The organism is Mesoflavibacter sp. (assembly GCF_964226795.1).
GTDB lineage: Bacteria > Bacteroidota > Bacteroidia > Flavobacteriales > Flavobacteriaceae > Mesoflavibacter > Mesoflavibacter zeaxanthinifaciens.
The window spans coordinates 329,304-342,547 of record NZ_CAXQQP010000007.1 but is presented as its reverse complement, the minus strand read 5'-3'; the positions used below and the strand labels follow the sequence as shown (position 1 = coordinate 342,547).

Genomic DNA, 13,244 nt, shown 5'->3' with positions numbered 1-13,244 from the left:
AATACATAATTATATCATAAATAATCAAGAAAAACTTTAAGGCACAGATTTTGTTTATATTTGTTATATAAAATCTTCGTTAAATGCAACAAAAAATTAAACAACTTATATTGCTATTAATCTTTCCTTTATTTGGCTTTTCACAAGTTGAAGAAATTATTCCTCCTGACTATATTAAAACCATTTATTTTAATGGCGGGACTGCAGAAAGCCAACTTCCAATCATAAAATTAGGCGAATCCTTACAACTTGAATTTGATGCTCTTAATGGAAATGAAGATGATTATTATTACGAGATTAAACATTATAATTTTGACTGGACACCATCGCAATTAGTAGAATCTGAATACTTAGATGGCTTTGATGAACAACGCATAAGAAACTACCAAAACTCATTTAACACACTACAAACTTACTCGCATTACAAGTTAACTATACCTAATCAATACACGCAAGCCATTAAGGTTACAGGCAACTATATGATTACCATTTATGATGATTATGACGATATAATTTTCTCTAGAAAATTTATGGTTTATGAGCAATTAGCTGATGTTGGAGTTGCAATAAGACGATCCAGAAACGTTAAAGAAATAGACAAAAAACAATCAGTAGATATTACCATTAACTCTAGTCAAATTCAGTTTGTAAACCCAAAAGAAACTGTAAAAACCGTAGTTATTCAAAACAACAATTTAAAAACTGCAATTACTGATTTAAAACCACAATACATCTTAGCCAACGAGTTAACTTATAGATATAATGAAAAGTCTAGCTTTTATGGAGGTAACGAATTTTTCTTTTTCGAAAACAAAGAAATAAGAGCCGCAAGTAACGGCGTTCAATTTATTGATTTACAAGACTTATACCACTCATATTTATTTACAAACGTATCAAGAGCAAATCAAAAATACACATACAACCCTGACATTAACGGTAATTTTGTAATCACCGCTTTAGATGTTAATAATCCTGATGTAGAAGCAGATTATGCCGAAGTTCATTTTAGTCTTCAATACCCAAAATTAGAAGATGGTCAAGATATTTTTGTTTACGGAAATTTCAATAATTACGAACTTGAAGATGCTACAAGAATGGAGTTTTTTGAAGAAGAAGGTATTTATACCACTTCATTTATATTAAAACAAGGTTTTTACAACTACAAATATGTTATTTTAAATAAAGACAACTCCATAGATCATGATAAAATAGGCGGAAGTTTTTGGCAAACAGAAAATAATTATAAAGTTATAGTTTATTATAGAGAACTTGGTGCTAGATATGACAAAATCATTGGTTTAGGCGAAAAAAACTCGGTTGGAATCACCAATTAATCTTAAAATTATTCTAATAAACATTAAAAACAATCAACTTAACTGATAATTTGCTATTTTTGCAATAGCAGAAAACCAGTTAATCTATTATGGTACAGCAAATTACTAAAGGCATAAAAATTTCGGTAGAAACAAATTTTGAAGGTACGTTTTACAAAAACTACAAACTTCATTTTGCTTTTGGTTATCAAGTAACTATTGAAAACCAAGGTAAAGATGCTGTTCAACTTAATTCAAGAAAATGGACAATTTACGATGCTTTAAACAATATTGAAGAAGTTGAAGGCGAAGGCGTAATTGGTCAAAAACCTGTAATTAAACCTGGTGAATCTCACACCTATTCTTCTGGTTGCTTATTAACATCTCCATTTGGAGCTATGTCAGGATTTTACAATATGGTTAATTTTGCAACCACCAAAAATTTTGAAGTAGCAATACCTAAGTTTCACCTTAGTGCGCCATTTGCTATCAACTAATTATTTTTAAATAATAAGCTACCAAACAAGCATTTACATTACCCATTAACTATTCCTAAAAACATACTTTTACCCATAAAAAAATTGTACCTTTGTGTGACAAAATTTTGAATTAAAAACACAACATTAAACTATGGGAAAAGGATTTTTTAACGTACCTATTGCTGTTAATGAACCAGTAAAAAGCTATGCTCCAGGCTCGCCAGAACGCGAAGCAGTTTTAAAAGCATACAAAGAAATGATTAACACGACTATTGATGTACCAATGTATATTAATGGTAAAGATGTTACTACAGGAAACACAAGAACAATGTCTCCGCCTCACGACCATAAACATGTTGTTGGAACCTACCATTTAGCTGAAAAAAAACATGTTGACGAAGCTATTGCAACTGCATTAGAAGCTAGAAAAACATGGGCTAACACACCTTGGGAACAACGTGCTGCTATATTTTTAAAAGCTGCAGAATTAATTGCTGGTCCATACCGTGCAAAAATTAATGCAGCAACCATGATTGCACAATCAAAAACAATACACCAAGCTGAAATTGATTCTGCTTGCGAGTTAATTGATTTTTTACGTTTTAATGTGCAATACATGACAGATATTTATCACGACCAACCAGAAAGCACAAGTGATGCTTGGAACCGTTTAGAATATCGCCCGTTAGAAGGATTCACATACGCAGTAACTCCATTTAACTTTACTGCAATTGCAGGAAACTTACCTTCTTGTATGGCTATGATGGGTAATGTTGTGGTTTGGAAACCAAGTGACTCACAAATCTACTCTGCTAAAGTTGTAATGGATGTATTTAAAGAAGCTGGTGTACCAGATGGTGTAATTAACGTTGTTTTTGGTGATCCAGTGATGATTACAGATACTGTTTTAGACAGTCCAGATTTTTCAGGATTACACTTTACAGGATCTACTTTCATCTTTAAAGAATTATGGAAAAAAATAGGTAACAACATTCACAACTACAAAACATACCCTAAAATTGTAGGTGAAACTGGAGGAAAAGATTTTATTGTTGCACATAAAACTGCAAACCCAAAACAAGTCGCTACTGCAATTGTTAGAGGCGCATTTGAGTTTCAAGGTCAAAAATGTAGCGCAGCTTCTAGAGCATACATCTCTGAAAGTATTTGGGACCAAGTTAAAGATTACGTAGTTGAAGATGTAAAGTCATTTAAAATGGGCTCTCCAGAAGATATGAGCAACTTCTTTACTGCAGTAATACACGAAGGTTCTTTTGATAAATTAGCAAAGTATATCGACCAAGCTAAAGCTGATGATAATGTTGAAGTTATAGCTGGTGGAAATTACGATAAAAGTAAAGGTTATTTTATTGAACCAACTGTACTTTTAACTACAGATCCAAAGTATACAACAATGCAAGAAGAACTTTTTGGTCCTGTAATTACTATTTACGTGTTTAAAGATGATCAATTCTCTGAAACCTTAGAATTAGTAGATGGCACTAGCGAGTATGCTTTAACAGGAGCTATTTTAGCACAAGACAGATATGCTATTGTAGAAGCAACAAAAGCATTACAAAATTGTGCTGGTAACTTCTACATTAACGATAAACCAACTGGTGCTGTTGTAGGACAACAACCTTTTGGTGGTGCAAGATCATCTGGAACTAACGATAAAGCAGGAAGTGCTTTAAATTTATTACGTTGGGTTTCACCAAGAATGATTAAAGAAACATTTGTAACTCCAACAGATTACAGATATCCGTTTTTAGGTGAATAATCTATAAATTATTCAATAAAAAAAACCGAAGCAAATTGCTTCGGTTTTTTTATTTTAAATTATGATGCTCTTATTTTTTCAATTCAAGTTTTTCTGCAAAGTAATCGCAAAAATCTTTCATTGTAGCAGACATTTTTTCGTCTTGTGTTGCTCTATGAAATGTGTTGCTCATAGCTACTAATGTTTGATGAAAAAATACTTTCATTTCATCTACAGGCATATCTTTAGTCCATAAATCTATTCTTAAAGATTCTTGCGCTTTACTATCCCAAACAGAAAGCATCATTGCTTTAGCTTCTGCATTTGTTATTCCGCCATCTTGTGCTGTCCAGTTTAATTTTTCTGGAACACGATTTTCATCTAATTCTACGTTTAATTTTATTTCTGATTTAATATTTGCCATTATTAATTTGGTTTATATTTTGCTTTATTAAAAATTGTTTGTGCTGGTGTATTTAACAACTGTACAAAATCTATGTCATTTTTTTCTGCATAAGACCTTACAATTTGCCAACCTATGTATCTTCCTACACGACCAGGCGATTCATTATCAATTTGCTCTAAATAAAATTTAGAAAAAGGAGCTGGATTAATAAACCTACCAGGTAATTTTGCATCTGTACTAAAAAGCAACTCTTTATCTACAAAGTAACGCCAGATGTACTCTTCATTAGATTTTACCCATTCTATTTGCTCTGGTGTGTATTTTATTTTTTCTGCATCAGTTTTAAACGGAATAATCATGTCTTTGAAATACAGTATCTTTCCGTGGTAAATCATTTCTTCTAACAAGTTTTTTCGTTTGCCATCTAAAATTATTTTTTTAGCATAAGCTTCAGATAGGTCTGAAACTATATATTCTGACTCCATATTACTAGCAATATACTTTTGCATACCTTGATAAAACTCATGATCTTTTCCTAAATACGTATCAAGTTCTATTAACGTAACAGTATCCGTTACAAAAACTCTGTTTTGATACACCACTCTATCATTAAAGGTTATTATTCTTGGGATTTTAGTATCTGGGAAATAATATTTTAGATGTTGATACATTTTTTTTATTTCAACAGTCTCATCCTTAAAATCAGGAAAAACTTCTCTTGTTTTTTCAGCAATTAGAACATCTAAAGTATCTGTCATTCTGTTTAACCAAAACTCATCTTCATATTTATTAGAAAACATAAATGGATATGCTTCTTTTAGTTTTGGAAAATCTTCTTTAGAAGTGTTAGAAAACGCTAAATCAAAACGTTCTACATCTAAATTCACATTAATTTTAGATATTTCTTCTTCTATTTTATTGTCGTCTTCGCAAGAAAACAGACTAAAAAAAACAAAAACACAAAAAATGTAAACTCTCATAGACTTAAACTTCTCTTAATTTTTATTACTTAAAGCTTTACTTTACTTTTGTTAAACAAAGGTACTACACTTTAACTTAAATTCTTTTATTATGCAAACAGAAAAAGTTGTTAAACATATTGTAAACTGGCTAAAAGACTATGCAAATAACGCAAAAGTTAATGGTTTTGTTGTTGGTGTTTCTGGCGGAATCGATAGCGCAGTAACATCTACTTTGTGCGCAGAAACAGGCTTAAAAGTTTTATGCATAGAAATGCCTATACATCAAGCAGCTAGCCACGTAAGTAGAGCACAAGAACACATCGAACAACTTAAAAGTCGATATAGTAATGTTGAAGATGTTAGAGTAGATTTAACTCCTGTTTTTGAGGAATTTAAGACAGAAGTTTCTTTAGAAGGCAAACAAGAGACTGTAGATATGGCACTTGCTAACACAAGAGCAAGACTGCGCATGACTACTTTGTACTACCATGCCGGTTTATATGGGTTATTAGTTGCTGGAACTGGAAATAAAGTTGAAGATTTTGGCGTTGGTTTTTATACAAAATATGGAGATGGCGGCGTAGACTTAAGTCCAATTGCAGATTTGATGAAAAGTGAAGTATATAAAATTGGCGAATTTTTACATGTCCCTAAATCAATAATTGAGGCAGCACCAAGCGATGGTTTATTTGGTGACGCAAGAAGCGACGAAGAACAAATAGGCGCTAGCTATCCTGAATTAGAATGGGCTATGACCATGGATGCCAAAGGAAAACAGATTTCTGATTTTTCGGGAAGAGAAAAAGAAGTTTTTAAAATATATAAGTCATACAATACCAGAAACTTACACAAAATGAACCCTATACCTGTGTGTGAAATCCCTAAATTTTTGTTATAACACCTTAATTTACTTTGTTTTTTTCTGTTTTTTACATAACTTTAGAATGCTATTAATTATTCTATAACCAGTCTATCTTACTTTTTGATAGATATAAAAAACTTACAACATGGTCAAATTATTGGTTGCAGACCAATATCCTATTATTACAAAAGGAATAGAATTGGTCTTTTCAGATTCTAGAGATGTAAAAATTGTTGCTACTGTAGCAGACGGAGAAGCTATCTTTGACGTTTTAAATGAATACTACGTAGACATTATAATGTGCGACATTGACTTACCCAAACTTAATGGGATAAGCGTTTTAAGACGCTTAAAAAAAGAATATCCTAACGTTAAAACAATTATTTTTTCTGGACAGCAAGAAGATGTTTATGCAATTAGCACTATTAAAGCTGGAGCAGATGGATTTATATCTAAAACAGAAGACTTATTAACATTAAAAGATGCAATAATGAAAGTGCATTTAGGAGGCGTTTATTTAAGTCCTGCTTTATCTAAAAAAATTGCATCAAATAAATCTAAAAGTAGAGGAGGAAGTTATTTTAAAAAACTATCTACAAGAGAAGTAGAAGTTTTAAAACTTCTTTCTAATGGTAGACGAAACAAAGAAGTTGCTGAAGAATTAAACATAAACGAAAAAACGGTAAGTACTTATAAAGCAAGATTAATGAAAAAGTTAAACGTTTCTAACTTAATAGACTTGGTTAATCAAGCTAATAATTTAAACCTATAGAGGTTTACCTAAGCGTCTAGATAAAATGTTATCTAATTTTTTATAATCCATTACATCTTCAATAATAGATCTATTTTGTACTGTTAAATCACTATCTGTTTGCTGCAACAAACTGTTTATCTTTTTAGTTATTAAAAATGACCTTAAGTGCAAAATAGTTTGGCTAACTAATTGAGATAAACTTATTGTTTTGTCCTTAGGAAAGATATTGTTTCTTTGCCAATCTGCTAGACTATATTTTTCGTCTTCCATCATAATAGAAGTGATCTCTTGTGAAAGTACAGGATCTATAGTGTTAATAAGGTTTTCTATTTTAAAATTAGGATCTTGGTTTAAACCATTTATGACTTCATAATAAATAGATTTAAATTTAGGATTTAAAAACTCCATTTCGTCTTCTTGAAGATCTAAGTAAATTTTTTCAAATACTTTAGCTTCTTGCATTACTGTTTCCTCTACTAAATCACCTTTTTCATTTTCTTTCAATATAGAATCTTCAAACTCTTCTGTTCTATCACCATAAAGCAATAAAATTTCAATAATTTTTCTTTCTAATTCATATTGAACATCAACCTTTTTTACAGATTGCTCTGGTTTTATTACATCAAATGCTTTTTTTGCTGCGACATTTTGTTTTGAAGCTTCGTTTACTTCTTTATTTTGAAGTTGTGCTAAAGTTGTAAAAAGTACATCTTCACTTATATCCATAATACGAGCGCATTCTTGAATATAAACCTCGGTTTTAATCCTGTCTGGTATTTTTGAGATACTTGTAACAATGTCTCTAATCGTTTCAGCTTTTTTTATTGGATCTCCTTTTGCAGATTGGTATAACACCGATGCTTTAAACTGAATGAAATCTTTAGCGTTTTCTTCTAAATAAGTTGTTAACTCTTCTAATGTATTTGATTTTGCAAAACTATCTGGATCTTCGCCTTCTGGAAAGGTACAAACCTTAACATTCATACCTTGCTCTAAAATCAAATCTATACCACGTAATGACGCACGCATACCTGCAGCATCGCCGTCAAAAAGCACCGTAATATTTTTGGTTAGCCTATTAATTAATCTAATTTGATCACTTGTTAAAGCTGTACCAGAACTTGAAACTACGTTTTTTATTCCTGTTTGATAAAACTGAATAACGTCTGTATAACCTTCTACTAAATAACAATTATCTTCTTTTGCTATGCTTTGCTTAGCATGATAAATACCATAAAGCACTTTACTTTTATGGTAAATTTCACTCTCTGGACTATTTAGGTATTTGGCAGCTTTTTTATCGTTTGTTAAAATACGACCTCCAAAACCTAAAACACGACCACTCATGCTTTGTATAGGAAACATTACACGACCTTTAAATCGGTCAAACTGTTTGTTTTCTTTAACTATTGTAAGTCCTGTTTCTTCTAAAAACTCTAATTGATATCCTTGTTTTATAGCCTCATCTGTAAAAGCACTCCAATCGTCTAAAGAATAACCTAAATCAAACTTTTTTATAGTTTCTGGTGTAAAACCACGTTCTTTAAAATAGCTTAAACCAATTGCTTTACCTTTATCTGTATTATGTAATATATTTTGAAAATATGTGTTTGCATATTCACTTACCAAATAAAGACTTTCTCTTTTATCTTGCGCTTCTTTTTGAGCGTTAGTTTGCTCTGTTTCTTCAATTTCAATGTTGTATTTTTTTGCTAAATACTTTATTGCTTCAGGATAAGTAAAATGCTCATGCTCCATTAAAAAAGCTACTACATTTCCTCCTTTACCTGTACTAAAATCCTTCCAGATTTGCTTTACTGGAGACACCATAAAACTTGGTGTACGCTCGTCTGAAAACGGACTTAACCCTTTAAAGTTACTACCAGCTTTTTTAAGCTGAACGAAGTCACCAATAACCTCTTCTAGTCTAGCGGTTTCATATACTTGATCTATGGTAGTTTTTGATATCAAAAGATGTGTGTTTTTTAATGCTTATTTAGATTGTAAAAGTAATAATATTTTACTTCTTCTTTTAATAACAAAACAATCTAAACAAAAAAAGCCTCTTAAAATTTAAGAGGCTTTAATACTAACTTATTAGACTTAATCCAAATCTACTCTAATACCTAATGAAATATTATTTTGATCTACTGTTGTGTCTTTAAAAATTGTAGACAAGTCATATTTAGCATATAAACTTAAATCTCCATAACCTATATAAGCCGCTAAACCATAAACAAAAGTATTAGTATTGTAGCTTGTTTTTATTTTCTGTTTTACACGATCACCAAATTCATCTTCGTAAACTAACTTTTGTTGTGTCCCTAAATTGACACCACCATAACCACCTATACCTACTTTAAAATGATCATCTGTAAAATATCTAATACGATCTTTATATTCTTTTTTAGTTGATGGTCCAAACTCAAAATACACAGGTATTACAAGATTTGTAGTTCTAAACTTTGCTTTTTTAAGGTCGTTAGGAAAAACCTGCAGAGTTGTTTCTTCTGTTCCTTTTTCAAAATACAAATTGTCTTTTATATCAAATTTATTCCACTGAAAAGATAACCCGTATTTAAATCTTAAAAAGTTTGATTCTTTAAAAACTCGTGTATTCCATAACCAACCAAGTTCTACAAACCCAGATCCTCCTAATTTGTATGGAGAATCATCTAAAGAAACACCATCTATAATTGCGTTATTAAAACCCATTGCAAAAAGCAATTGATTACCAGTTCTTATATCATATTTTGGTGGAGTTTTTTTTGCTTTAACTTCTACTATTTCTTTTTGTCCATCTCCTATATTGATAGAAAACACTGTTGACTTTTTATCTGGATTTGGCAGATCGTTATTGCGCTCCATTAATTCGAACTTATTTTCTAAAATAATGTAACGATTCTCTATGTTTTTAGCATGTTTTTCCGCAGCTTCTTTTTTAAGCTTTTCTGCTTCTTCAAAAGTAATATCTTCTCTATCTAAACGGTCATTAATATTATCTACTTCTTCTTTTAAAGTTTCAAGTTCGGCTTTTTTAATACGTTCTTTATAATCTTCGATCATTTTAGAAACGTCTTGTTTTGCAACTGTTAATGTGTCTTGTGCTTGCAGTTGACTAACTACAAAAATTGAAATTAATAGCGTTAAGTGTTTAATAATGTTTTGCATAATTGTTCGTGTTAATTTTGTTAGATGAAATATTAATTATCGCTACTTACTACTGTGCTTTTTACGGTTTCATAGCCTGATTTTACGACATGAAACAGTCTGTGTTTTAATGACTTTTCTGAAGTCATCTCTACTTCTTCCAATAGATCGTTAGCGTTTATTTTTTCTGTTACGTTTTTATAATCATCTACAGAAAATTGATTCATTGCATTTTCTAAAAGCTGGTTAGCTTCGTCTAAATTTATTTGTTCTTTAGATACTTCTGCAACTATATTTTCTGATATTTGATTAATTAATTGATTGTTATTTTCTTCTTTATTTTTATGGTTAACCGTTGCTAAATGTTGCTCTGGTTTTTTCTTTTTATTAGTTATTAATGTTTTAGGTGCTTCTGTTTTTAATTTAGAGTTTTCGCTTTCTTCATTAACATTTACTAATGGTTTATTTTCTAAATTTTCTTCAATTTTATCTTCAATTTTATTTTTTGTAATTGTAGGCTTTTCTTTGTTTTGTTGGTTTTTTTCTTGATTAACAATAGTGTTTTCTGGCAATACTTCTTCTTTGTTAAACAAAGTAATTGCTAACATTACACCTACTAAAGTTGCAGCTACACCTAACCACCAAACAGATAATTTTCTTTTTTTATCAGACTGCTCTAGTTTATTATTTAACTGTGCCCAAGCGTCTTTGCTTGGCGCTATGGTACGGCGTTCTAAAACGTCTTTAGCTTTCTTTTCAAATTTATTTGGAGCCATACTCTTTGGTATTTTGGTTATTAATTTGGGTTTGTAATAATTGTCGTGCTTTATACAATTGTGATTTTGATGTACCTTCTGAAATGTTTAATTCTTTTGCAATTTCTGAGTGTTTATAACCTTCTATTGCATACATAACAAAAACCATTTTATAGCCATCAGGTAAATTATCAATCATTTTTTGCAAATGTGCCACATCATATTGTTGTGATGTACTATCTTCTATCTCGGTATAAGGATGCGTATCTTCTGTAAAAAATAGTTGCTTGTCTTGACGTAAGAAAGAGATACTTTCTCTTATCATAATGCGTCTTATCCATCCTTCAAAACTTCCTTCGCTTTTAAATTGTTTAAGATTATTAAACACTTTTAAAAAACCGTTTAACATGACTTCTTCTGCTTTTTGAAGGTCTTTTATATAATAACGACAAACGCTTAACATTTTTGGCGCATGCATCTCGTATAGCGTATGCTGCGCTTTTCTGTTATGCTGAATTGCTTTTTTTATCAGCTTTGCTTCGTTATTAAAAAGTGTTACTACTTTCACAAAAACGTGTTTAGTTGGACGTTGTATTTATAAAGACGCAAAAACTGTGAAAAAGGTTGCCTGAAGTTGAAAAAAAATTATTTTTTTCTTTCTATCACGTAATTTACCATCAGTTTTAATGATGCTTTATAGTCTGATTCTGGGAAAGTTTCAAGGATGTTTAGGGCTTCTTTTTGAAAAGATTTCATTTTAGAAACAGCATAATCTAGTCCGCCATTTTCTTTTACAAATTCTATAACCTGGTTAACTCTCTTTTTATCCTTGTTATGATTTTTTACTGAATTGATTAACCAGTTTTTATCTTTTTTAGAGCAAGTATTAAGCACATAAATAAGCGGTAAGGTCATTTTTTGCTCTTTAATATCTATACCTATAGGTTTACCAATACTTTTAGAACCGTAGTCAAACAAATCGTCTTTTATTTGAAAAGCCATTCCTATTAACTCTCCAAATTTACGCATGGTTTCTACTTCAACAGAATTAGGTTTTACAGACGCTGCGCCTAAACTACAACAAGCAGCAATTAAAGTTGCTGTTTTCTGTCGGATGATTTCGTAATAGACTTCTTCGGTAATATCTAATTTTCTGGCTTTTTCGATTTGAAGTAATTCGCCTTCACTCATTTCTCTTACGGCAACCGAAATTATTTTAAGCAAATCAAAATCGTTATTATCTATAGAAAGTAATAACCCTTTTGATAATAAAAAGTCTCCTATTAAAACTGCTATTTTGTTTTTCCAAAGTGCATTGATCGAGAAAAAACCACGACGTTTGTTACTATCATCAACAACATCATCGTGTACTAAAGTTGCTGTATGGATTAGTTCTATAACAGATGCACCACGATAGGTACGTTCGCTAACCTCTCCGTTTGCTACCATTTTTGCAACTAAAAACACAAACATTGGTCGCATTTGTTTTCCTTTTCGATTTACAATGTAGTAGGTAATACGATTAAGTAATGCGACTTTAGAAGACATTGACAACCTAAATTTTTGTTCGAAAAGATCCATTTCAAACGCTATAGGTTGTTTTATTTGTTCGGTTATTTTCAAAAAACAGTGCTTATTTTATGAATTTCAAAAATACGAATAAAGTAAGACACAATATTATTAATATTTTGTAATTTTTTGTAGTCGTGCTATTTAATAGATTTTTTTGTTTAACTTTAAGTTAATTTATTAATCAACAACTAATTAGCTTATGAGAAATTTTACTTTACTTTTATTATCCATTATTTTTTCGATTGGTGCTTATAGCCAATGCACCACTATTACAGGTGAAAATTATGGAAACTTGGTTATGGTCAATGATGGTACAGCAGAACAAATTGCTGCAGATAATTGGCCAAACGCAGAATATTCTGCTATTGAAGGCTTAATTATAGGTAACACCTATACTGTTACAGGAACAAATACTACTAGCATATATATTACTGTTGCAGAAATCGACTGGCAAAATCCTGTTGTAGGAGGTACAGTATTAGCACATGGTGCTTCTTCTGTATCGTTTACTGCTACTACAACAGATGTCATAATTCATTGGCATTTAAATGCAGCTTGTCAAACCCAAGCTTTTGACGCAACAGTAACTACAATACAATGTACAAGTCCTTCTTGTACCTGCACCGCTACAATGATGCCTGATGCTGCAAATATTACTTATCCTGCTAATGGGGCTATCGATGTACCAATTGATATGACAGATCCAGCAAACCCTGTTATAAACGGTTTTGCATGGACAGATAATGGCGCTGCTACTACGTACGACTTAAATCTATTAACTGTAGGAACTGTTACTGGAGTTACAAGTCCTGTTAACATAACTTATGGTTCTTGGGCTTATGGCACGACCTATACATGGAATATTACTTCTACTAATTGTTTAGGAACAGTAACTAGTGTTGATTACACTTTTACAACCGAAGCTGATCCTTTATCTACAGATGAATTTAACATTAAACCATTTAGTATTTATCCTAATCCAACATCAGACTTTATAAAAATTAAAACAGAAGTAACTATAAATTCTGTTGAAATATTTAATCAATTAGGACAAAAAGTATTATCATTAAATAATGATCAAATAATAGACAACTCCATAAATGTAAAAGAGTTTAATAACGGTATTTATTTTATGACTATTACCGCTGAAGAAAGGAAAGAAACTTTTAAAGTTATAAAAGAATAATTACACTTATTAATATTTAAAAAGCGATTTCAAAATAATTGAAATC

At 30.8% G+C, this 13,244-nt stretch carries 13 protein-coding genes; 6 read left to right on the top strand and 7 right to left on the bottom strand.

What is annotated here, in order from left to right:
- Positions 1 to 83 precede the first annotated feature (83 nt).
- The 3 genes from ACEQT4_RS06745 to pruA all read left to right on the top strand — a co-directional run bounded on the left by ACEQT4_RS06745 (position 84) and on the right by pruA (position 3,572).
- The gene (locus ACEQT4_RS06745; protein WP_370226669.1) at positions 84 to 1,334 is read left to right on the top strand and encodes a type IX secretion system plug protein domain-containing protein; all 1,251 of its coding nucleotides are present in this window, start codon (positions 84 to 86) and stop codon (positions 1,332 to 1,334) included.
- Positions 1,335 to 1,423: 89 nt separating this feature from the next.
- Complete coding sequence (gene apaG / locus ACEQT4_RS06740) at positions 1,424 to 1,810, top strand: Co2+/Mg2+ efflux protein ApaG (RefSeq protein ID WP_027881103.1); 387 nt, start codon at positions 1,424 to 1,426, stop codon at positions 1,808 to 1,810.
- 133 nt (positions 1,811 to 1,943) lie between these two features.
- Positions 1,944 to 3,572 carry an L-glutamate gamma-semialdehyde dehydrogenase gene (pruA, locus tag ACEQT4_RS06735; RefSeq protein ID WP_336129607.1) on the top strand — a complete coding sequence of 543 codons (1,629 nt, stop codon included), beginning with the start codon at positions 1,944 to 1,946 and terminating at the stop codon, positions 3,570 to 3,572.
- A 70-nt stretch (positions 3,573 to 3,642) separates the two neighbouring features.
- Here the strand turns inward: pruA and gldC are convergent, their stop codons facing one another.
- Together gldC and gldB are read right to left on the bottom strand one after the other, a co-directional pair.
- A complete protein-coding gene (gene gldC / locus ACEQT4_RS06730) occupies positions 3,643 to 3,975 on the bottom strand; it encodes a gliding motility protein GldC (protein WP_027881101.1) in 333 nt (110 codons plus the stop codon).
- 2 nt (positions 3,976 to 3,977) lie between these two features.
- Positions 3,978 to 4,937 (bottom strand): gliding motility lipoprotein GldB, encoded by a 960-nt coding sequence (gldB, locus tag ACEQT4_RS06725; RefSeq protein WP_370226668.1) that lies wholly within the window; start codon positions 4,935 to 4,937, stop codon positions 3,978 to 3,980.
- Between the two features lie 91 nt (positions 4,938 to 5,028).
- On the opposite strand from gldB, the gene nadE reads away from it, so the two are divergent.
- Both nadE and ACEQT4_RS06715 read left to right on the top strand, forming a co-directional pair.
- A complete protein-coding gene (gene nadE, locus ACEQT4_RS06720) occupies positions 5,029 to 5,817 on the top strand; it encodes an NAD(+) synthase (protein WP_370226666.1) in 789 nt (262 codons plus the stop codon).
- Positions 5,818 to 5,926: 109 nt separating this feature from the next.
- Positions 5,927 to 6,553: a response regulator gene (locus ACEQT4_RS06715; RefSeq protein WP_370226665.1), complete on the top strand. Its 627-nt coding sequence runs from the start codon at positions 5,927 to 5,929 to the stop codon at positions 6,551 to 6,553.
- On the opposite strand, the gene dnaG is transcribed toward ACEQT4_RS06715, so the two are convergent.
- The 5 genes from dnaG to ACEQT4_RS06690 form a co-directional block, all read right to left on the bottom strand.
- Positions 6,548 to 8,506, bottom strand: coding sequence for a DNA primase (gene dnaG, locus ACEQT4_RS06710; protein WP_370226664.1), 1,959 nt, complete (start codon positions 8,504 to 8,506; stop codon positions 6,548 to 6,550). The two genes, ACEQT4_RS06715 and dnaG, sit on opposite strands and share 6 nt — an antisense overlap.
- A 132-nt stretch (positions 8,507 to 8,638) precedes the next feature.
- Positions 8,639 to 9,706: a hypothetical protein gene (locus ACEQT4_RS06705; RefSeq protein ID WP_370226663.1), complete on the bottom strand. Its 1,068-nt coding sequence runs from the start codon at positions 9,704 to 9,706 to the stop codon at positions 8,639 to 8,641.
- A gap of 32 nt (positions 9,707 to 9,738) precedes the next feature.
- Entirely contained in the window at positions 9,739 to 10,461 is a 723-nt protein-coding gene (locus ACEQT4_RS06700) for a hypothetical protein (protein ID WP_370226661.1), read from the bottom strand.
- Positions 10,448 to 11,008 (bottom strand): RNA polymerase sigma factor, encoded by a 561-nt coding sequence (locus tag ACEQT4_RS06695; protein WP_370226660.1) that lies wholly within the window; start codon positions 11,006 to 11,008, stop codon positions 10,448 to 10,450. Before ACEQT4_RS06695 ends, ACEQT4_RS06700 begins: the two co-directional genes overlap by 14 nt.
- Before the next feature lie 77 nt (positions 11,009 to 11,085).
- Positions 11,086 to 12,063 carry a polyprenyl synthetase family protein gene (locus ACEQT4_RS06690; RefSeq protein WP_027881093.1) on the bottom strand — a complete coding sequence of 326 codons (978 nt, stop codon included), beginning with the start codon at positions 12,061 to 12,063 and terminating at the stop codon, positions 11,086 to 11,088.
- 148 nt (positions 12,064 to 12,211) lie between these two features.
- Here ACEQT4_RS06690 and ACEQT4_RS06685 point away from each other — a divergent pair, with 148 nt between their 5' ends.
- A complete protein-coding gene (locus ACEQT4_RS06685) occupies positions 12,212 to 13,198 on the top strand; it encodes a T9SS type A sorting domain-containing protein (RefSeq protein WP_370226658.1) in 987 nt (328 codons plus the stop codon).
- The last annotated feature ends 46 nt before the right edge of the window (positions 13,199 to 13,244 follow it).